The sequence below is a fragment of the Pseudonocardia sp. D17 genome (genome assembly GCF_036984265.1).
Taxonomy (GTDB): Bacteria; Actinomycetota; Actinomycetes; order Mycobacteriales; family Pseudonocardiaceae; genus Pseudonocardia; species Pseudonocardia benzenivorans.
Map to the genome: position 1 here is coordinate 13,527 of NZ_BPRG01000140.1, position 21,051 is coordinate 34,577.

The 21,051-nt window shown below is 74.3% G+C and carries 18 protein-coding genes; 5 read left to right on the plus strand and 13 right to left on the minus strand.

The features are described 5' to 3' along the window. Window positions 1–3: 3 nt before the first annotated feature. The 3 genes from PSD17_RS21430 to PSD17_RS21440 all read right to left on the minus strand — a co-directional run bounded on the left by PSD17_RS21430 (window position 4) and on the right by PSD17_RS21440 (window position 3,855). A complete protein-coding gene (locus PSD17_RS21430; protein WP_049803676.1) occupies window positions 4–891 on the minus strand; it encodes an RluA family pseudouridine synthase in 888 nt (295 codons plus the stop codon). A 169-nt stretch (window positions 892–1,060) separates the two neighbouring features. Next, entirely contained in the window at window positions 1,061–2,578 is a 1,518-nt protein-coding gene (locus PSD17_RS21435; RefSeq protein WP_013674949.1) for a potassium/proton antiporter, read from the minus strand. Window positions 2,579–2,676: 98 nt separating this feature from the next. Continuing rightward, entirely contained in the window at window positions 2,677–3,855 is a 1,179-nt protein-coding gene (locus PSD17_RS21440) for an acyltransferase family protein (protein WP_013674948.1), read from the minus strand. Between the two features lie 71 nt (window positions 3,856–3,926). Between PSD17_RS21440 and PSD17_RS21445 the strand changes: the two genes are divergently transcribed. From PSD17_RS21445 to PSD17_RS21460, 4 genes are all read left to right on the plus strand, one after another. After that, a complete protein-coding gene (locus tag PSD17_RS21445; protein ID WP_103383162.1) occupies window positions 3,927–4,661 on the plus strand; it encodes a CPBP family glutamic-type intramembrane protease in 735 nt (244 codons plus the stop codon). 247 nt (window positions 4,662–4,908) lie between these two features. After that, window positions 4,909–6,216 carry a sensor histidine kinase gene (locus tag PSD17_RS21450; RefSeq protein WP_339124286.1) on the plus strand — a complete coding sequence of 436 codons (1,308 nt, stop codon included), beginning with the start codon at window positions 4,909–4,911 and terminating at the stop codon, window positions 6,214–6,216. After that, a complete protein-coding gene (locus PSD17_RS21455) occupies window positions 6,213–6,887 on the plus strand; it encodes a response regulator (protein WP_013674945.1) in 675 nt (224 codons plus the stop codon). Before PSD17_RS21450 ends, PSD17_RS21455 begins: the two co-directional genes overlap by 4 nt. Beyond that, on the plus strand, window positions 6,887–7,708 hold the full coding sequence (locus PSD17_RS21460) for a DUF4097 family beta strand repeat-containing protein (RefSeq protein ID WP_339124287.1): 822 nt from the start codon (window positions 6,887–6,889) through the stop codon (window positions 7,706–7,708). Before PSD17_RS21455 ends, PSD17_RS21460 begins: the two co-directional genes overlap by 1 nt. Window positions 7,709–7,714: 6 nt before the next feature. Here the strand turns inward: PSD17_RS21460 and PSD17_RS21465 are convergent, their stop codons facing one another. Then, window positions 7,715–8,473 (minus strand): class I SAM-dependent methyltransferase, encoded by a 759-nt coding sequence (locus tag PSD17_RS21465; RefSeq protein ID WP_339124288.1) that lies wholly within the window; start codon window positions 8,471–8,473, stop codon window positions 7,715–7,717. Next, the gene (locus PSD17_RS21470) at window positions 8,470–9,282 is read right to left on the minus strand and encodes an ABC transporter permease (RefSeq protein ID WP_013674942.1); all 813 of its coding nucleotides are present in this window, start codon (window positions 9,280–9,282) and stop codon (window positions 8,470–8,472) included. Before PSD17_RS21470 ends, PSD17_RS21465 begins: the two co-directional genes overlap by 4 nt. Before the next feature lie 152 nt (window positions 9,283–9,434). Here PSD17_RS21470 and PSD17_RS21475 point away from each other — a divergent pair, with 152 nt between their 5' ends. Next, the gene (locus PSD17_RS21475; protein WP_013674941.1) at window positions 9,435–10,064 is read left to right on the plus strand and encodes a DedA family protein; all 630 of its coding nucleotides are present in this window, start codon (window positions 9,435–9,437) and stop codon (window positions 10,062–10,064) included. 199 nt (window positions 10,065–10,263) lie between these two features. Here PSD17_RS21475 and ileS read toward each other — a convergent pair whose 3' ends face one another. The 8 genes from ileS to ftsZ form a co-directional block, all read right to left on the minus strand. Next, the gene (gene ileS, locus PSD17_RS21480; RefSeq protein WP_013674940.1) at window positions 10,264–13,554 is read right to left on the minus strand and encodes an isoleucine--tRNA ligase; all 3,291 of its coding nucleotides are present in this window, start codon (window positions 13,552–13,554) and stop codon (window positions 10,264–10,266) included. 362 nt (window positions 13,555–13,916) lie between these two features. Beyond that, window positions 13,917–15,632, minus strand: coding sequence for a hypothetical protein (locus PSD17_RS21485; protein ID WP_339124289.1), 1,716 nt, complete (start codon window positions 15,630–15,632; stop codon window positions 13,917–13,919). Window positions 15,633–15,696: 64 nt separating this feature from the next. Further along, window positions 15,697–16,557: a DivIVA-like cell division protein Wag31 gene (gene wag31, locus PSD17_RS21490; protein WP_013674938.1), complete on the minus strand. Its 861-nt coding sequence runs from the start codon at window positions 16,555–16,557 to the stop codon at window positions 15,697–15,699. Window positions 16,558–16,603: 46 nt separating this feature from the next. Continuing rightward, a complete protein-coding gene (locus PSD17_RS21495; RefSeq protein ID WP_013674937.1) occupies window positions 16,604–16,891 on the minus strand; it encodes a YggT family protein in 288 nt (95 codons plus the stop codon). Between the two features lie 3 nt (window positions 16,892–16,894). Next, window positions 16,895–17,641: a cell division protein SepF gene (locus PSD17_RS21500; RefSeq protein WP_013674936.1), complete on the minus strand. Its 747-nt coding sequence runs from the start codon at window positions 17,639–17,641 to the stop codon at window positions 16,895–16,897. A gap of 54 nt (window positions 17,642–17,695) precedes the next feature. Continuing rightward, on the minus strand, window positions 17,696–18,436 hold the full coding sequence (locus tag PSD17_RS21505) for a YggS family pyridoxal phosphate-dependent enzyme (protein ID WP_013674935.1): 741 nt from the start codon (window positions 18,434–18,436) through the stop codon (window positions 17,696–17,698). 358 nt (window positions 18,437–18,794) lie between these two features. Continuing rightward, window positions 18,795–19,514 (minus strand): peptidoglycan editing factor PgeF, encoded by a 720-nt coding sequence (gene pgeF, locus PSD17_RS21510; protein ID WP_339124291.1) that lies wholly within the window; start codon window positions 19,512–19,514, stop codon window positions 18,795–18,797. Between the two features lie 21 nt (window positions 19,515–19,535). Continuing rightward, entirely contained in the window at window positions 19,536–20,984 is a 1,449-nt protein-coding gene (gene ftsZ / locus PSD17_RS21515) for a cell division protein FtsZ (RefSeq protein WP_339124292.1), read from the minus strand. Window positions 20,985–21,051: the final 67 nt, after the last annotated feature.

A 21,051-nucleotide genomic window follows, 5' to 3' on the forward strand; every position in this document is an offset into this window, starting at 1 on the left:
TCCTCAGTCCTGCAACAGATCCAGGGCGCGAGCGAGGTCGGCCGGGTAGGGGCTGGTGAACTCGACCCGGCGACCGTCGGCGGGATGGGCGAAACCGAGCTCCCGCGCGTGCAGCCACTGCCGGTCCAGGTGCAGGCGCTTCGCGAGCGTCGGGTCGGCGCCGTAGGTCAGGTCGCCGACGCAGGGATGGCGCATCGCCGAGAAGTGCACCCGGATCTGGTGCGTGCGGCCCGTCTCGAGCCGGATGTCGAGCAGCGACGCCGCGCGGAAGGCCTCGATGGTGTCGTAGTGCGTGACGCTGGGCCGGCCGCCCTCGACGACGGCGAAGCGCCAGTCGTGGCGGGGATGGCGGTCGATGGGCGCGTCGATCGTGCCGCGGCTGGGATCGGGATGCCCCTGCACCACGGCGTGATAGCGCTTGTCGACGGTGCGTTCCTTGAAGGCGCGCTTGAGCTCCGAGTACGCCGACTCGGACTTGGCGACGACCATCACCCCGGTCGTGCCCGCGTCCAGCCGGTGGACGATGCCCTGCCGCTCGGCCGCCCCCGACGTCGCGACCCGGACACCCAGTGCCGCGAGCCCGCCGACGACGGTCGGGCCCGTCCAGCCCGGGCTCGGGTGGGCCGCGACGCCGACGGGCTTGTCGACGACGACGATGTCGTCGTCCTCGTGGAGGATCGTGAGCCCGGCGACGACCTCGACCGGACCGGTGATGCCATCGGACTCGCGCTCCGGGTCGGGCAGCTCGATCTCGAGCCAGCCGCCGGCGGCGAGCCGGTCGGACTTGCCCGCGGCGCGCCCGTCGACGGCGACCCGGCCCTCCTCGGCCAGCGTGGCGACGACCGTGCGGGACAGGCCGAGCAGCCGGGAGAGCCCTGCGTCGACCCGCATGCCGTCGAGGCCGTCGGGGACCGGGAGGCTGCGCAGCTCACCCACGGGCACCCCGCGGCACCACGACGGGACCGGCGGCGGCCGGGCAGGGATCGCTCACCGGACCATTATCGCCGGGCCCTCCCGTCCGCCCGTCCCCGGCCGTACCCGCGGCCGCCCGGACCCCCCGTCAGCCGCGGCCGTCGGTGCCGTCGGTGGCCCCCGCGGCCGGCTCCTGTCCGACCCCGAACCAGCGCGCCAGCCGGCCGGCCCGGTCGACGGCGCGGATCCGGTCCTCCGCGGCGCGGCGCGCCTGCGCGGTGGTGACGACGAGCAACTGGTCGTGCTCGCGCAGCCGCGTCTCCAGGTCCGGGGTGAAGCCCTGCCCGTCGCGCACGACGAGGCTGACCGTCGCGCCCCGCGGCAGCCGCAGCTCCCGCAGGTAGACCCCGCTCAACTTCGACCCGACGGGCACTCGCACCTGCAGCAGGTCGGCGTCGAGCTCGTCGAGCGGTGCGGAGTCGACCTCGACCTCGCGCATCTCGGTCGACTGCACGACCTTCAGCCGGGCCGCCACCCACGGCAGTGTCGTGCCCTGCAGCAGCGTCAGCACGACGACGAGCACGAACACGACGTCGACCAGCTGCGACCCGCTCGGGGCGCCCTCGACGAGGGTGATCAGCGCCAGCACGATGGGAACGGCTCCGCGCAACCCCGACCAGGACAGGAACGCCTGCTCCCGCCAGGGGACCTTGAACGGCAGCGCCGCGGCGACGACCGACAGCGGCCGACCGGCGAACAGCAGGACCGCTCCGGCGATCAGCGCGGGGACGACGGCCTCGCCGAGCCGCAGCGGTGAGACGTAGAGCCCCAGCAACACGAACAGCCCGATCTGGGCGAGCCAGCCCGTGCCCTCGGCGAACGACAGCACGCCCCCGCGGTGGGGCAGCCGCGAGTTGCCCAGCACGAGCGCGCAGACGTACGTCGCGAGCAGGCCCGACGCGTGCGCGAGCTGCCCGCCCGCGAAGGCCAGCACGCAGACCGACATCGTCGCCAGCGGGTAGAGACCGGTCGACGGCAGCGCGGCACGGCGCAGCGCCCACGCCCCGCCCAGGCCGAGCACCGCGCCGATGGCCCCGCCCGCGGCCAGCTCGTAGACGACGAGCGCCGGGGTCCACCAGTGGATCGGGTCGCCGGAGGCGAGCAGGACGACGGCGAGGACGACGGGGGCGTCGTTGAGGCCGGACTCGAGCTCGAGGGCACCGGCGAGACGCCGGGAGACACCGACGCCGCGCAGGACGCTGAACACCGCCGCCGCGTCGGTGGACGACAACACCGCGCCCCACAGGAACGCGACCCGCCAGTCCAGGCCCAGCAGCAGGTGCAGGAGCACGCCGACGACGCCGATGCTGACGACGACGGCCACGGTCGACAGCGCGATCCCCACCCCGAGCGAGGGACGCACCGCGTCCCACCGGGTGGTCAAGCCGCCCTCGATGAGGATCAGCACGAGGGCGGCGATGCCGAGGTTCTCGGTGAGCAGCGCGTCGGAGAACTGCAGGCCGAGTGCCGACTCGCCGAGCAGGACCCCGATGCCGAGATAGAGCAGCAGCGAGGGCAGGCCGAGGCGCACCGAGACCCGCACCGCCAGTACGCCCACCAGGACGACCGCGGCGACGACGCCGAGTGCCACCTCCAGACCCGCCATCCCCCACCCCTCCGGCGGATCACTCTATTCGGCGCCGCATTCGTCACGTTCGGTGGCCGAACAACGATGGCCCCCATCACATCCCGGGCCAGGTGCGGTCAGGGTGCGGCGACCCGCGGGGAGCCGCCGGTGGGGCGCCGGTGGCCGAAGCGGGCGAACAGCCAGATGACCGGGAGCGTGCAGGCCAGCGACAGCGCGATCCAGAGGGGACGCTGCAGCCACCACGCCGTGTCGGGCACCTGCTTCTCGGCGATCTCGCCGGTCAGGGCGTAGAACAGGCCGCGCCCGATCGCCATGCCCGTGGTGTGGAAGAGGAACACGGGCATGGCGAAGCGGTTGACGACCTCGACCACCCGGCGAGGGCCGGGCCGCTCGAGCCAGCGCTCGAGCGAGGGCCGGGCCATCTCCGCGACCCCGATCTGGAACACGAGCAGCGCGACGATGCACAGCGTCGGCGGCGCCATGTTCGACGTCTCCCCCGGCACACCGACCATCGAGCCGGGGTAGAGCCCGGAGAACACGAGCCCGACCAGCCCGAACAGCCCCGCCCACATCAGCGCCGCGTCGAACTGGCGCGGGGCGCGCACCACCTGCTCGTAGGAGAAGCCCGCCTGGAACGCCAGCCCCCACACGAGGACCATGTTCACGTAGGCGAGCTCGTCCATCCCGGCGCGGAACCGCAGGATGTCGACGACGACCACCATCCCGGCGAACCACACGAGCGGGACCGCGCCGAAGTGCTCGCGCAGCCACAGCCAGGCCGGCATCAGGGCGATCAGGCCGAGGTACACGGCGATGAACCACAACGGGCTGATGACGAGCAGCACCGCGCGCCCGACCCACGCGACGTCGAAGACCGCCCCCAGACCCGCGCCCATCCCGATCCAGACGACCGCGAGCAGCAGCGCCGGCAGCGAGAGCCTGCGGATGTTGCGCCACACGAAGTGGCCGAGGTGCTCACCTCGCGCGCAGGCCCGCTGCCAGGCCCGCAGGTGCACGTAGCCCCCGACGTAGAAGAACAGCGGCAACACCTGGAACAGCCACGTGAGCACCCACAGGCCCGATGTGAAGCCCAGCGGGCTCGTGGCCGACGGGCCGCTCGGGCCCCACACCAGGATCGTGAAGGCCCAGTGCCACAGCACGACGACCAGGATCGAGAACGCCCGCAGGAGGTCGACGTAGCGGTCGCGCGCCACGAGACCCTCCGCGTCGCCCGCCGCGGCGGTGCCGCCGGTACCCCGACCTGCGGTTGCGCCGGCCGGGTCTACCTCGGTCATCGTGCCCGTCCCCCTGCGCGCGCTCGGGTACCGTCGACCGGGATGGCCCCCACCACGGCGGGACGGTCGTGATGGCGACGGTCCTGCGGACGCACCCCGACCAGCCCCTCCGCCCCGGGCGCGCCCTTCGGCGACGGCTGGGTCTGGTCTCGGTGATCGCGATCCTGGCAGCGTCGAACGTCGTCAGCAACCGGCTGTGGCCGGAGGCGTACATCCCCTGGAACCTCGCCGTCGCCGCGCTCCTGGTCGTCGTCGCGCGCGGGTGCGGGGTGACGTGGGCCGATCTCGGGCTCTCGCGGGCGACGGTGCGCCGCGGCCTCGGGGTCGGCGCGATCGCGTTCGCGGCCGTCGCGGTGCTCTACCTCGTCGCGCTCGCCATCCCGGCGACCCGCGAGGCGTTCCAGGACTCCCGGGCGGCCGGCCCGCTCGGCGCGATGCTCTTCGCCGCGCTGATCCGGATCCCGCTCGGGACGGCCGTACTGGAGGAGGTCGCGTTCCGCGGGGTGCTGCCCGGGCTCGTCGGCGGGTCGTGGTGGCGGCGGACGCTGGTGTCGTCGGGGCTGTTCGGGCTGTGGCACGTGCTGCCCTCGATCGGGATGGCGGGCGCCAACGCGGCGGTGGCGGCGTCGGTCGGCGGCTGGGGCACGGTCGCGACGTGCGCGGCGGCGGTCGTCGGCACCGCGGCAGCGGGGGTGCTGCTCAGCGCCTGGCGACGTTGGGGCGGCCACCTCGTCACGCCGGTCCTCGCGCACGTCGCCACCAACTCCCTCGGCGTGCTGATCGCCTGGTGGGTCGTCACCCACTGACCGTCGTCGCGGCGGCCGGGACGACCGCGAGGTTGCGCCCGAAGACCCGGCCGCAACCTCACCGCTCCGAACCCGACGCCCCACGACCGTCAGGTTGCGCGCGTCGGGGCCGGCGCGACCTCGTGCGTCCTCCGGCGCAGCGCCGGTCGCGGGTCGGTGCTTGACGGGCGACCGGGGGTTGTCCCCCGGGTGGGACCGGGAACCTTCCGGATGGTGCCGCGGCACCGTGGATCAATAGGTTCGTCGCATGTCCACGGCTGTCCCCCCATCGGCGCGGGCCGCAGGCGGCGCCCGGCCGTCCCCGGCCGACCCGCTGCGGGCGTTCGCCTCCCCGGCGACCTGGCTCGGCGCGGCCCACCTGCTGCTCGACGCGTTCATCGGGGCCGCGACCTGCTTCCTCCTGCTGGCCGGGCTGTTCTGGTCGGTCCTGCTGCTGCCGTTCGCGCTGCTCGGGGTGCCGGTCTGGTTGCTCACGGCCTGGGTCGGCGCCGGGCTCGGCGCGATCGAGCGGGCCCGCTACCGGCTGCTGCTCGGGGTCGTCATCGACCCGCAGCCGATGCCGCCCGCACACCGCAACCCGCTGCGCTACGCGGGTGTGCTGCTGCGCGATCCCGGGGTGCAGCGGCGGACGGCCCACCAGGTGCTGGCGGCACCGCTCGGCATGCTCACCTCGGGGATCGTCTACGGGCTGCTGGCCTTCGGCGCGACGCTGCTCGTGCTGCCGGTGGCGGTCCTGATGTCCGGGAACCCCGACGCCCACCTGTTCGGCATTCCGCTGGCCTCCGGCACGGTCCGCGGGCTGCTCGCCGGGCTCGGGCTGATCCTGCTGCTCGTGACGCCCGCCGTCGTGCGCGCGCTGGTGGCCCTCGACGTCGCGGTCGCCCGGGCGCTGCTCGGGCCGGTCCCCGGGGCGCTGGCCGCGCGGGTCGGGGAGCTCGAGCGCAGCCGCGCCCGCGTCGTCGACTCGGTGGAGGCCGAACGCCGCCGCATCGAACGCGACCTGCACGACGGTACCCAGCAGCACCTGGTGTCGCTGGCCATGACGCTGGGCCGGGCCAAGGCGCGCTACCGCACCGAGCCCGACGGCATCGGCGACCTGCTCGACGAGGCCCATCAGCAGGCCAAGGACGCCGTCGTGGAGCTGCGCGGGCTGATCCGCGGACTGCACCCGCCGGTGCTCTCCGACCGCGGTCTCGACGCCGCCCTGCCCGCCCTGGCCGCGCGCTGCCCGGTGCCGGTGGACCTGACCGTCGACGTGCCGGTGCGACCGGCACCCGCCGTCGAGGCGATCGGCTACTTCGTGGTCTCCGAGGCGCTGACCAACGTCGCCAAGCACGCCGGGGCCGCGCGCGCGACCGTCACCGTCGTCGAGTCGGACCGGACGCTGTGGATCACCGTGACCGACGACGGCCGCGGCGGCGCCGACCCCGCCCACGGGACCGGGCTGCGCGGGCTCGCCGACCGGGTGTCGGGCGTTGACGGCCAGCTGTCGGTCGACTCCCCCGTGGGCGGGCCCACCGTGCTGACCGTCGAGCTGCCGGGCCGGCCCCTGTGACCGTGTCGCCGGGCCTGCAGGACGCGCCGCGCGTCGTCATCGCCGAGGACTCGGTGCTGCTGCGCGAGGGGCTGGAGCGGCTGCTCACCGAGGCCGGGTTCGACGTCGTCGCCGCGGTCGGTGACGCGGAGTCGTTGCTGCGCACCGTCGGCGACGACCAGCCCGACGTCGTCGTCGCCGACGTGCGGATGCCCCCGACCCACTCCGACGAGGGCCTGCGCGCCGCGCTCGTCATCCGGGCCCGCTGGCCGTCGGTGGCGGTCCTCGTGCTCTCGCAGTACGTCGAGGAGCGCTACGCCACCGACCTGCTCGCCGGCGACACCCACGGCGTCGGGTACCTGCTCAAGGACCGGGTCGCCGACGTCGAGAGCTTCGTGGAGGCGCTGCACCGGGTCCGCGGCGGCGGCACCGCGCTCGACCCGGAGGTCGTCTCCCAGATCCTCACCCGGTCCCGGCGCACCGCGCCGCTCGCCGAGCTCACCCCACGCGAACGCGACGTCCTCTCGCTCATGGCCGAGGGGCGTTCCAACAGCGGCATCGCCGAGGCGCTCGTGGTGTCCGACGGCGCCGTCGAGAAGCACGTCAGCGGCATCTTCACGAAGTTCGCGCTGCCCGCCGTCCCGACCGACCACCGCCGCGTGCTCGCGGTGCTGCGCTACCTGGAGAGCTGATGTCCACCCCGACCGTCCCGACCGCCGCCGCGTCCGCGGACCCCGGCGCGCCCCGCCCGCCCGCGCGCCCGCACCCGGTGCTGGTGGTCGTCGCCGTGCTGGTCGTGCTGGTCGCGGCGGTGGGCGGGGTCCTGCAGCTGCTGAGCACCGCTGTGCACGCGACGACGACCACGGACACCACCTACGCGCCCACCTCGCCGAGCCTGGCGGTCACGACGCCCTCCGGCGACGTGTCGCTCGTCCCGAGCGCCGACGGCCTCGTGCACGTCAGGACGCAGGCCCGGCACGGCCTGACCACCCCCGACCTCCAGGCCCACGACGGGCCCGCCGGGCTCGTGCTCGACGCCGACTGCCAGGGCTTCGCCGGTGACTTCTGCCAGGTCACCTACACGATCGCGCTGCCGGCGACCATGGCCGTCACGGTCCGCTCGGGTGGCGGTGACGTCGTCGCGCGCGACCTCACCGGCCGCGTGGCCGTCCAGCTCGGCGCGGGCGACGCGACGTTCACCGGCCTTGCCGGCGACCTCAGCGTGCACACCGTGTCCGGCGACGTCGTCGGGACCGGGCTGCGGTCGCCGTCGGTGCTGGTCCAGACGACGACGGGTGACGTCACACTCGCGTCGGCGACGGCACCGAGCGGCGTGACCGTCACCAGCCGCAGCGGGGACGTCGACGTCGCGGTGCCGGCCGGGAGCAGCTACCGCGTCGTCGCCGACTCGCCCTCGGGCCGCAGCCGGGTGCTGCTGCCGCCCGACCCGGCCGCGACGGCGACACTGTCGGTGACGTCGGACCACGGCGACGTGACGGTCCGCCCTGGCTGAGCGCGTTCAGCTGCGCCAGGTGAGCGTCGCGGCGTGCCGGGGCCGCGGGGGCAGCCCGGCGAGGGCGTCGGCCACCTCGCCGACCCGCTCGGGGGGCAGGCACAGCCGCCGGGTCACCCACTCCGGATCCTGGCGCGGCGGGTTCTCCCGCTCCCAGCGGGCGACGTCCGGCGCGATCCCGAGCTCGGCGAGCACCGCGACGGCGTCGTCGGTGCGGGCCGGCTCGGGCCTGCGCAGGCCGTGGAAGCGCAGCCACAGCGGATCGAGCCAGGCCATCGGGTGCTCGTCGAACATCTCGACGACGACGCCCGTGCGCGCGGCCGCCGTCAGCGCCTCGACGAACGGCGGCATGTCCACCACGTTGTGCAGCACGTGGTGCGACACGACCACGTCGGCGCGACCGGCCTGGTCGGCGACGTCGGGCCAGCGCCCGGCGACGGTCGTGTACGGGATCCCGCGCCGCCGTGCGCCCTCGGCGAAGATCTCGAGCATGTCCGGCTGATGGTCGACGCCGGTGACCGCCTTGAGCGGGCCGACCAGCGCGAACGCCGCCGCTCCGCCGCCGCAGCCGACGTCGAGGACGGTCCCGGAGTCGCCGAGCAGCGCCAGCGCCGACACGCGCGACGGGGTGTCGGCCGGCTCGTCGGGGGCGGCGAAGTCGCGCGGCTCGTGCGTCCACGGGCTCGCCGACGCCTGCGCGAGGATCTCCGGCGGGATCCCCCGGCCCGACTGCAGGTCGTGCCATCGCCGGGCCGCGTCGATCACCGCGTCACCCTACGGCGCAATCCGGGACGGCGCGGGTGTGACCCCCGTCGCCGACCCGGACGGTCCGCCGTCGCCGGTCGGACGCGGCGGATCACGTCGCGCGCCACGAGCTCGACCGTCACGACGACGGCGATCGTCTCCGCCGCCAGGAGCCCGACCAGCACCAGGACCTGCGCCGCGCCCGCCGCGACGGGACTGCCGCCGCCCAGCAACACGCCCACGAACGCGCCCGGCAGGGTCACCAGACCGACGGTGCGGGTCTGGTCGAGCGCGGGGACGAGCGCCTCGGCACCCGACGGCCGCACCACGATCATGGCCGCGTCGCGCACCCCGAAGCCCAGCGACAGTGCCGCCTCGTACTCGCCGTGCCGCGTGGCCAGCCCGTCGAGCGCCCGGCGCCCGGCCAGCGACGCCGCCGACATCGCACCGCCGACGACGATCCCCGTGATCGGCACGACCGCGATCCCGGTCAGCGGCACCGCGCCCGACCCGAGCACGACGGCGAGTACCGGCAGCGCGCCGGCCAGGATCGCGGCGCCCACGGCGAGGCCGCCGCGGTCGGGCGTCAACCGCCGCGCCGACGTCCAGGTCGCCACCCCCAGCATGAGCAGCATGAACGCCGCGGTCGTCCACCACGAGCGGACGACGGCGAGGATCACCAGCGACACGACGCCCAGCTGCAGCACCGCCCGGACCGCCGCGACGGCGCTCTGCCGCGCCGTCCCGACATGGCCGAGAAGGCTCGCGCCCACGGCCACCGCGACCAGGGCGACGAGCGCGACGGCAAGGGGCCATCCGATCCCGATCACGCCGCCGAGCGTCCCACCTGCCCGTGCCGCGGGGGACGTCCCGCGGGGTCCTTACCGAACGTTTGCCCGCCGCTGGCCGGACCGGAGGGCGCGGGTTCCTACCGTCGACGACGGCCGCCCCGACGCGGCGCACCGCCGACCCCGGAGACCACGTGACCCACGTCCTCGCGCTGAACCCGTTGAGCGCCCACGACCTGCTGTCGTCGTTCGGCACGCTGGGGATCCTGGTCGTGCTCTTCGCCGAGACCGGTCTGCTCGTCGGCTTCTTCCTGCCCGGCGACTCCCTGCTGTTCACCGCCGGCCTGCTGTGCGCAACCGACGGCGGCGTGCAGCTGAGCCTGCCGTGGGTGCTGGTCGCGGCAGCGGCCGGCGCGCTGTCGGGGGCCCAGACCGGCTACCTGATCGGCCGGCGCGCAGGGCGTGCGCTCCGCACCCGGACGACGCGGCCCAGGGTGCAGGCCGGGATGCGCCGCGCGCAGGAGATGTTCGACCGCTACGGGCCGGCCAAGGCCGTCGTGCTCGCGCGGTTCGTGCCCGTCGTGCGGACGGTGCTCAACCCCGTCGCCGGCGCCCTGCACACGCCCCTGGCCACCTTCACGACGTGGCAGGTGGTCGGCGGCCTCGCATGGACCGTCGGGCTCGTGCTGGCCGGGTACGCCCTCGGCGCGAGCGTGCCCGGGATCGACGCCTACCTGCTGCCGGTCGTCGCGCTCGTCGTCGTCGTGTCGCTGGTGCCGCTCGCGCTGGAGATCCGACGCGAACGCCGCCGCGGCGCCGCCTGAGCCCCCGCCCCGGACACCGGCGTCGACCGGTCGCCACCGCCGTCGGGCTGATCGTCTTCTTCCGTCGCGACTGGGCCCGCATCGTCCTCGTGACGAGCGTCGTTCGCCGCGAGGTGTGCTCCACGGTTTCCGGAATGCAGGAACGGCACTTTCCCGCAACGGGGTTGCGGGAAAGTGCCGTTCCTGCGTGAGGGAAGCGTCAGGCTCGGGCCACGTGCACCGCGACCCGGTGCGAGCCCGTGCCGTCCGCGGCCGCCGCCGCCGTCCCGACGAGCGTCGGCTCGGCCGGCTCGGCGTGCACGACCGACGTCGCCAGCACCTCGCCCGCGACGAACGCCTCGTGGGCGCCGACGGCGGCGAGCACCTCGTCGTCGCCGCCGATCGTCAGCACGATGCGGTCGGAGACGTCGAGGCCCGCGTCGCGCCGGGCCTGCTGCACGACGCGCACGACATCGCGTGCCGCGCCCTCGGCCGCGAGCTCCGGGGTCACCGCGGTGTCGAGGACGACGAGCCCGGTGTTGCCGGGCAGGGCCGCGGTCTCCGCCGGGTCGGCGGCGACGAGCTTCTCGGTGAACTCACCCGGGAGCAGCTGGATGCCGCCCGCGGTGACCGTGCCGTCGGGCTCGGCGGTCCACTCCCCCGCCTTGACGGCCTTGATGACCTTCTGGGTGTCGCCGCCGAGGCGCGGCCCGCAGGCACGCGCGTTGACGGCCAGCTCGAACCGCCCGTAGGTCGCGACGTCGGTCGTCAGCGTGACGTCCTTGACGTTCACCTCGTCGCGCAGGATGTCGGCGAACGGGGCGAGCGTCTCGGCGTCGGCAGCCGCGACGGTCAGCCGGGCCAGCGGCAGCCGGACCCGCTTGTTGCGCGCCTTGCGCAGCGACGACGCCGACGACGCCACCTGTCGCACCCGGTCCATCGCCGTGACCAGCGCCGCGTCGTGCGGGAGCTCGTCGCGGGCGGGCCAGTCGGCCAGGTGCACCGACCGGCCGCCGGTGAGCCCCTGCCACACGCGTTCCATCGCCAGCGGAAGCAGCGGCGCCGCCACACGGGCGGTCACCTCCAGCACGGTGTGCAGGGTGTCGATCGCGTCTGTGTTGACCGCAGGGTCGCCGTCCCAGAAGCGCTGCCGCGAGCGGCGCACATACCAGTTGGTGAGCACCTCCGCGTGGTCGCGGACCTGCTCGCACGCCCCGGCGATGTCGTAGACGTCGAGCGCGTCGGTCACCCCGTCGACCAGCTCCGCGGTCTTGGCCAGCACGTACCGGTCGAGGACGTGGGTGGAGTCGGTGCGCGTGACGCCCCGGCGCCCGGCCGCCCCCGCGTAGAGCGACAGGAAGTACCAGGTGTTCCACAGCGGCAGCAACGCCTGACGCACGCCCTCGCGGATGCCCTGCTCGGTGACGACCAGGTTCCCGCCGCGCAGGATCGGGCTCGCCATGAGGAACCAGCGCATGGCGTCGGAGCCGTCGCGCTCGAAGACCTCGTTGACGTCGGGGTAGTTGCGTCGCGACTTCGACATCTTCGTGCCGTCGTCGCCCAGCACGATCCCGTGCGCCACGCACGAGCTGAACGACGGCCGGTCGAACAGCGCCGTGGCCAGCACGTGCAGCGTGTAGAACCAGCCGCGGGTCTGGCCGTTGTACTCGACGATGAAGTCGCCCGGGTAGTGGTGCTCGAACCAGTCCGCGTTCTCGAACGGGTAGTGCACCTGCGCGTACGGCATCGAGCCCGACTCGAACCAGCAGTCGAGCACCTCCGGCACCCGGCGCATCGTCGAGCGGCCCGTCGGGTCGTCCGGGTTGGGACGCGTCAGCTGGTCGATGAAGGGGCGGTGCAGGTCGGTCGGGCGCACGCCGAAGTCGCGCTCCAGCTCGTCGAGCGAGCCGTACACGTCGACCCGCGGATAGGCCGGGTCGTCGGACATCCACACGGGGATCGGGCTGCCCCAGTAGCGGGTGCGCGAGATCGACCAGTCGATCGCGTTCTCCAGCCACTTGCCGAACTGGCCGTCACGCACGTGCGAGGGCACCCAGGTGATCTGCTCGTTGAGCTCGACCATCCGGTCGCGGAACGCCGTGACCCGCACGAACCAGGAGTCGACGGCCCGCTGGATCAGCGGGTTCCCGCAGCGCCAGCAGTGCGGGTAGGCGTGGTCGTAGGTCTCGCGGCGCAGCAGCACACCGTGGACGTACGGGGCCCCGTTCTTGAGGTCGTCGATGATGTGCGGGTTCGCGTCGAAGACCTGCATGCCCTGGTAGGGCGGCACGGTCGCGTCGAACTTCCCGGCGCCGTCGACGGGGACGACGACGTCGATGCCCGCCGCGTCGGTGACGACCTTGTCCTCCTCACCGAAGGCCGGCGCGATGTGCACGACGCCGGTGCCGTCGTCGGTGGTGACGTAGTCGGCGGCCAGGATCCGGTGGGCGTTCGGACGGCCGACGAAGAAGTCGAACGGCGGCGTGTAGCCCGTCCCGACGAGCTCGGCGCCGCTCAGCGTCCGCAGCACCTCGGGCTCCTCACCCAGCTCGCGGGCGTAGGCGCCGACCCTGGCCGCGGCCAGCAGCCACTTCTCCCCCTTCGCGGCGACCAGCGCGTACTCGACCTCCGGGTTGACCGCCATCGCGAGGTTCGACGGCAGCGTCCACGGCGTCGTCGTCCAGATCAGGGCGAGCGCGCCGTCGAGGTCCGTTCCCGGCGCGGTCAGCCGCAGCCCGACGGTGACGGCAGGGTCCTGCCGGTCCTGGTAGGCGTCGTCCATCTTGGTCTCCGACGCCGACAGCGGGGTGCCGTCGTGCCAGCAGTACCAGAGGACGCGGAAGCCCTGGTAGACGTAACCCTTGTCGTACAAGGTCTTGAACGCCCACATGACGCTCTCCATGTAGGACAGGTCGAGCGTCTTGTAGTCGTTGTCGAAGTCGACCCAGCGGGCCTGGCGGGTGACGTACTCGCGCCACTCGTCGGTGTAGCGCAGCACCGACTCCTTGCAGGCCGCGTTGAACTCGGCGACACCCATCGCGTCGATGTCGGACTTGCCCTTGAGCCCCAGCTGCCGCTCCGCCTCGGTCTCGGCGGGCAGGCCGTGGGTGTCCCAGCCGAACCGGCGCTCGACGTGCTTGCCACGCATCGTCTGGTAGCGGGGGACGACGTCCTTGACGTAGCCGGTGAGCAGGTGGCCGTAGTGCGGCAGGCCGTTGGCGAAGGGCGGGCCGTCGTAGAAGACGAACTCGTTGCTGCCGTTCTCCCCCGCGGGCCGGGCCTCGACCGATGCGCGGAACGTGTCGTCGGCTGCCCAGAAGTCGAGGACCTCACGCTCGAGCGCGGGGAACGACGGGTGCGCCGGGACCGCGGGGTAACCCGTCTCCCGGTCGTCCGGCGCGGGGTGGTTCGGCGCGGGATCGCCCGGCGCGGGATCGTTCGGCGCGGGATCGTTCGGCGCGGGATCGTTCGGCGCGGGATCGTTCGGCGCGGACGCGGGTCGGTCGGCCATCGTGGTGGGGCTCCTCGTGCGGCTCGTGGATCTGCCTGCACGGGGACGACGGCCCGTCACCGGGCGCCGCGGTACCACCCCGCTTGCCTCGTGGCCGCCGTGGTACCGGCGACCGCGTGGCCTCTCGTTCGACGGCTGTGACGGGCCGCACCCGTCCGGTTCTACTCCGGGCCGCGCGTTGCTGCGCGGTACCCGTTTCTTCCGGAGGCTCCCCGGTGATGGCCGGATCGACGCCGCTGGTCGTGCGAGTGAGTCGTGCGTGTAGTGAGTCGTGCGTGTACTGCCAGGGTAGCGTGCCCCGGCCCGCGAATATTCCGCGGTCCCGTCCCCCGGCGCGGTCCTCCCGACGGTGCGGGTACCGGTCAGCGGACCTCGGCGTGGTGGCGGGCCGCGATGGTCCGGCTCGGGCTGCACACACCGCACGGGGTGAACCCGAGCTCGACGGCCTCGCGCACCGGCAGCGGGATCAGTGCCTGCCCGCCGAGCGTCCGGCAGCCGGTGACGTGGAAGCGGGGCTGCTCGTCGACCACGACGACCTCGTCCTCCAACGTCGCCACCTGGGCCGCGACCGCATTGTCCGGCTGCTCCTCCGGGGGCTCTCCGGCGTCCGCGGCGAACGTCTCGGCACGGGGCTGCTCGGCCGGCGGCTGACCGGCACCGACCTGTCCCCCGGGACCCTGACCGCCCTGAGCCTCAGCGCCGAGCGGCTGGGTGCCGCCGGCCGCCTGACTGCCGGGCTGGTTGCCGGCGGGCTGGCTGCCGGCCGCCTGACTGCCGGACTGGTTACCGGCCACCTGGCTGCCGGGCTGACTGCCGGCCGCCTGACTGCCGGGCTGGTTACCGGCCGCCTGACTGCCGGCCTGGTTGTGGGGCGGCCGGCTACCGGCCTGCGTGGTGGGCTGCTGCCCCGCGGGCCCGCCGACGACGGTGGTCGCCTCGGCGGCCGAGCCGCGCCCCTGGGCAGGGTTGCCCACGGCCTGCCCCGCGAGGGCGGTCGTGGCGGCCACAGCCGATCCGCCGCCACCGGCGACGGGCGATCCCGCGGCGCCCTGGTCCGCGCCGACCCCGCCCGTGTTCGCCTTCCCCGTGGCGCGCGGGTCCGCCGGACCCGTGTCCTCGGTCCCGGCGCCGGCGGTTCCGTCGCGCGCGGCGCCGCTGCCCGCGGGACCCTGGTCGGCCGAGCTCGTCCCGGTCGGGCGCTCGCCCGCCGAGCCTCTCCCCGACGGGTCCGTGGTGTCCGCGCCCGGCTCACCCGAGGTCCGGCCGGCAGCACGTTGCTCGTCCTCGGCCGGTCCGGACACAGCGGCGGACCGGGCCGCGGCGGCCGCCGCGGCAGGGACGGCCACGGTCGGACCGTCGACGGCCGCCCCGGGAGCGGCCGGGGCCGAGGTGCCCGAGCCGTCCCTGGGTTGCGTCGGTGCCGCGTTCCCGGCGGAGCCCGCAGCCGCGGCGTCGGCCGCACCCGTGGCAACCGCCGCGGACCCACCGGGACCCTTCGGCCCGGCACCGGTCCCGGGTCCGCGATCCGCCTCGGCAGGCGGGCGCGACCCGGCATCGGCACCGCCGCCGGGACCGTGGCCCGCGGCCGGGACGACCGCGGTCTCCTGGCCCGACCCGGGCGGGAAACCCGGACCCGAGCCGACTACGCTGGGTGACGATTTTCCGCTCGATGGAGTGAACCCGCCGTCAGCGCCGGGCGGTCGCCCGCCTGAGCCGGACGGTTGGCCCGACGGCAGCAGGGCCGTCGACCCGCCGTCACCGGCGGGACGACCGCTCGGCGGCACGGGCGGCGGAGCGGACCCTGCCGGCCCGACCACCGGCAGCACCTGCGTGGCGGCGTCCGAACCCTCGAACGAGGGCGGGGTGGGCCCCGCCGCAGCACCCGCGGCGTCGCCCTGACCGGCCACGGGACCGGTGCGTGCGGCCCGTCGTCCGCGCAGCCAGTCGACGAGCAGCACCACTGCGGCGCCCGCGCTGACGGCCACGGACACCCACGCCCAGAGGACGCTGCCCGTCAACAGGGCGACGACGAGCAGGGCGAACGCGATCAGGACGAGGATCAGGACGAGCAGCAGCACTATTCACTCCCAGGTGGGCGATGCCGAGGCACCGCCCACCGTCCGGGGACCGTTCAGCGGGTCGTCAGCTACCGGCGTCGGCCCGCTGCCCGTATCCGCTGGCGGCGTAGCCACCGTTGGACGCGGAGCGGCCGTCGGCCGGCGCGGCCGAGCCACGGCCCTCGAGGTCGCGCAGCTGCGATTCGAGGTAGGTCTTGAGCCGGGTGCGGTACTCGCGCTCGAAGGTGCGCAGCTCGTCGATCTTCTTCTCCAGCACCGACTTGTCACGCTGGATGGTGCCGATGATCTCCGTCTGCTTGCGCTCGGCGTCGCTGACCAGCGTCGCAGCCTTCTCACGCGACTGCCGCTCGAGCGTCTCGGCCCGGGTGCGCGCGTCGTTGAGCATCGTCTCGGCGCGGGCGCGGGCGTCGTTCACCAGGCCGTCGGACTTGGTCCGGGCGTCCGACAGCAGCTGCTCGGACTTGGTCCGGGCGTCGGCCAGCATCGAGTCGGCCTCGTTCTTGGCCTCCGCGGTGAGCCGGTCGGCCATCTCCTGGGCGAGACCCAGGACCTTCGCCGCCTGGACGTGGTGGTCACCGCCGCCCATGTCGCCACCGTCGGCCAGCTGCGGCGCGGGGGCCGACAGCGAGCGCGGGGGCTCCACCGGACGCGGGGGCTCGACCGGCCGCTGGATCTGGGCCGTCGGGGGCGCGAGAGCGGGCTGGGGGCGCGAACGCGCCTCCTCCAGGTCGGCCTGGGCGCTGCCGAGCTGGGACTCCATCTGGGACACCTGCTCGCGCAGGTCGTCGTTCTCCTCGATCAGCCGGGCGAGCTCGGCCTCGACCAGGTCGAGGAACGCGTCGACCTCGTCCTCGTTGTACCCCCTCTTACCAATAGGGGGCTTGCTGAACGCGACGTTGTGAACGTCGGCGGGCGTCAGCGGCATCGGATCACCTCATGCAGTCCTCGGCGGCAAACCGGGTGACTGGGGCTCACTCCGGCCTGACAACGTCCATCAGTATGAACACTGCCAGGAGCAGAACCATAATCGAGAGGTCCAGTCCCACTCCCCCGATCCGGACCGTGGGGATCACTCTCCGCAACAACTTCACGGGCGGATCGGTCACGGTGAAGATCGCTTCGAGGGCGATGGCGCTCTGCCCGGCAGGCCTCCACTTGCGTGCGAAGGCGTGCACGAGCTCGACCACGATGCGCGCGGTCAGCAGCAACCAGAAGACGAACAGGACGTAGTACAGAACGAGGCGAACGGCGTCGGGCACGGCTCAATCCTGGCGGAACAGCTCACGTTCTGCGAGCCTGCGGGCGTCGTCGGCGGACACCTCGACGTCCGCGGGTGTGAGCAGGAAGACGCGGTTGGTCACCTTGTCGATGGAACCGCGCAGCGCGAATGCGAGGCCCGCGGCGAAGTCGACGAGGCGCTTCGCCGACGCCGCGTCGAGCTCGGTGAGGTTCATGATCACGGGCTGGCCGTCGCGGTAGCGCTCGCCGATCGTGCGCGCCTCCTTGTAGCTACGAGGCTGCAGGGTCGTGATGCGCGACAAGGCCGCCGCACCGCGGTCGCGCTGCTCCGGGACGGCCGCACGCTCGTGCGGACGGACCTCGCGCAGGCCGACCGGCTCGCGGGCGGGCTCGCGCAGGACCGGCTCGCGCAGGACCGGGTCCGAGTCGACGGCGAGCGCGCCGCGGACGCTGCCCGTGCCGAGACCGGCCGAGCCCGCACCGGCGGTGCCGACGGCGCGCACCGGCTCGCGGGTGGGACGAGTGTCACGCGGGGTGCGCTCCATGCCGCCGGGGCGGCCGGGGCGGCGCTCCCACGCCTCGCCGACCGACGCCGGGGGCGCGGGACTCTGGTAGGACTCGTCGATCTCGTCGTAGCGGTCCGCGGTGTCGTCCCAGCGTTCCTCACGACGGCGCGGCGACGCGTAGGCCGGCTCGTCGACGAAATCGGTCATCTCGTCGGCGGGCACCATTCCGAAGTAGGCCTTGAGCCGGTACATCGCGCCGCCCATGTCGCAGTCCCCTCGTCGTCGCCCGCGAACCGACGGCCGCCCCGCGACCGGCGATCACCGCGAGGCTAGCCGCCGTTCCCCCACAAGAGCCGTTCCGACACGCACACACGTCGATCCGTGACGGATCGCCACGTCGAGGTCACCGGACATGCCCGCCGACAGGACCGTCGCCGCAGGGTGCTCGGCGCGCAGCACCTCCGCTGCGGCGGCGACGTCGGCGAAGGCCTCCTCGGGGTCGGCGTGCAGCGGCGCCACGGCCATCAACCCGTCGAGCCGCAGTCCCGCACACCCCGCGACGTGCGACGCGAGCGTGAGCAGCCCGTCGCGCGCGACTCCCCCGCGGCCGGGGTCGCCGTCCACGCTGTACTGCAGCAGCACCGGGAGGGGACCGTCGCGCTCGCCGTCGTCCGCCGCGCGGCGGGCCTGCGCGTCGAGCGCGTCGGCGAGCCGGGCCGAGTCGACCGACTCGACGCGTGTCACCCACGGGGCCACCAGCCGCGCCTTGTTCCGTTGCAGTCCGCCGACGAAGTACCAGCGCGGCGCCGCGCCGGCCGGCGGGTTCCCGAGCAGCTCGGCGACCTCCACGACCTTGGCCGCCGCCTCCTGTGCGCGGTTCTCGCCGAAGTCGCGCAGGCCGAGGCCGTGCAACAGCACGACGTCGCGTGCCGGGATCGTCTTGGTGACCGCCAGCATCGCCACCTCGCCGGGGTCGCGTCCGGCGGCGGCGCACGCCGAGGCGATGCGCTCCCGCACCTGCGCGAGCCGACGCGCCAGCTCCTCGCGGCGATCGTCCACCGTGGCTCCTCCCCTCGTTCCCGCCCCCGCCTCCGGGGTGTCCCGATCATCCCCGACTCCCGCCGCGGCCCCACCCTGCCACCGGGACGGGTCACACCCCATCGTCGGCGCACGTACGACGGACGACCACAGGGTTGCGCCCAGCGACCTCGGCGACGGCGACTCCGCCGTGGGCGCGAGGCTGCAGGACAGCCGTGACGTTGCCCCCCGCCCCCGGGCGCAACCTCACCGTCGGCACCCCGCCGCGGGAGAGCGCTCAGGTTGCGCTCGACCCCCCGGGCGCAACCTCACCGTCGACACCCGAGGGCCGCGGGCGAGCACTCGGGTTGCGCTCGGGGTGGGTGCGGCGGGACGGGCGTCAGCGGTCGGACGGGTCGAGCCAGACGACACCTGCCTGCCGGCCGGTGCGCTGCTCGCGGCGGTGGCTGTAGAGGTCGGGGTCCTCCATCGTGCAGCGGGGGTCGACGCCCACGCCGTGCACGCCGAGCGCACGCAGCTGCCGGTGCAGCCCGGCGCGGATGTCGAGACCCGGCGTCCCCCGGCGCGTGCGTCCCCCGCTGCCGGGCAGGGCGGCACCGACCTCGTCGCGCATCGCGGCCGGCACCTCGTAACAGCCGCCGCAGACGGCGGGGCCGAGCAGGACGTCGACGTCCTCGACGTGCGCGCCGAGCGCCGTCATCGCCTGCAGGGTCGCCGGGACGATCCCCGCCGCCGCACCGACGCGTCCGGCGTGGGCGGCGCCCACCACCCCGGCCTTCGGGTCGGCGAGCAGTACCGGCACGCAGTCGGCCGCGAGCACCGCGAGCCCCACCCGCGGCTCGGCGGTGACGGAGGCGTCGGTCCCGGGCATGTCCTCGCGACCGGTGGCGGAGGCGTCGGCGCCCACCGTCGCGACCCGGGTGCCGTGCACCTGTTCGAGGAAGACCACGCGGGCCAGCCCCAGCTCGCGGGCGAGCCGGGCACGGTTGGCCCCGACGGCCGCGGGGTCGTCGCCGACCCCGCGGGACAGGTTGAAGCTGGTGAAGGCGCCGGTGGAGCGACCGCCGGCGCGGGTCGTCACGACCCTGCGAACGCGCACGCGTTCAGCGTCGCACGGACCTCAGCGACGCATGAACGGCGGGACGTCCACGTCGTCGTCGAGGTCGTCGAAGTCGTTGTCCGACACCGGCACCGCCGATCCCGCAGGTGCCGCGGACGATCCGGGCAGCGTGCTCATCGCCGGCTCGCTGCGCCCGGCGTCGGGCGTCCGCGGGGCGGGCGGCACGTGCGACGGCGCCGACTGCGACGGGACCGGCGCGGCAGGCGGCAGCGTCCCGGCCTGGTTGTGTCCCAGGCCGTGGGCGGGCGCCTGGGTCACGGCGGCCGGCGGGGTCGCGGGGGCCGAGATCGTCGACGGAGGCGTCGACAACGGGCTCGACGGCGCGCTCGGCGGGTGCTGTCCCGACGGGTGCTGGGCCGACAGGTTCTGGGCCGACAGGTTCTGGGCCGGCGGGCTCTGCACCTGCGGCGTCGGCGCCGCAGGCGCCGGTGCACCCGGGGCGGCGGCCGTCGACGAGCCCTCCGCCCGGTAGGCGCCCGGCTCCAGCTTCTTGTGCGCGGGCGTGCCGCCCTCGAAGCCGGCCGCGATCACGGTGACGCGGACCTCGTCGCCGAGCGAGTCGTCGATGACCGTCCCGAAGATGATGTTGGCCTCGGGGTGCGCGGCCTCCTGGACGAGCGAGGCGGCCTCGTTGATCTCGAAGAGCCCGAGGTCGGACCCACCCGCGATCGACAGCAGGACGCCCTGCGCGCCGTCCATCGAGGCCTCCAGCAGCGGCGAGTTGATCGCCGAGCTCGCGGCCTGCACCGCGCGACCCTCGCCACGCGACGAGCCGATGCCCATCAACGCACTGCCCGCCCCCGACATCACGCTCTTGACGTCGGCGAAGTCGAGGTTGATGAGGCCGGGCGTGGTGATCAGGTTGGTGATGCCCTGGACACCGGAGAGCAGCACCTCGTCGGCGGAGCGGAAGGCGTCCATGAGCGAGACGCCCACGTCGCCGAGCTGCAGCAGCCGGTCGTTCGGGATGACGATGAGGGTGTCGCACTCGTTGCGGAGCTGCTGGATGCCGTCCTCGGCCTGCCCGGCGCGACGCTTGCCCTCGAAGGTGAACGGACGGGTCACGACGCCGATCGTCAGCGCCCCGAGCTTGCGCGCAATCGAGGCGATGACGGGCGCGCCACCGGTGCCGGTGCCGCCGCCCTCGCCCGCCGTCACGAAGACCATGTCGGCCCCCTTGAGGACCTCCTCGATCTCCTCGCGGTGGTCCTCGGCGGCCTTGCGGCCCACCTCCGGGTTGGCCCCCGCGCCCAGGCCGCGGGTCAGCTCCCGGCCGATGTCGAGCTTGACGTCCGCGTCGGACATCAGCAGCGCCTGGGCGTCGGTGTTCACGGCGACGAACTCGACGCCCTTGAGACCGACCTCGATCATGCGGTTGACGGCGTTCACGCCGCCGCCACCGATACCGACGACCTTGATCACGGCCAGGTAGTTGTGCGGGGGCGTCATGCGCGGCACCTTCCAGTTGCTCGGGTCCGGTCCAGCTCCGGTTGGTCCGGGCCTTCACGCGAGAACG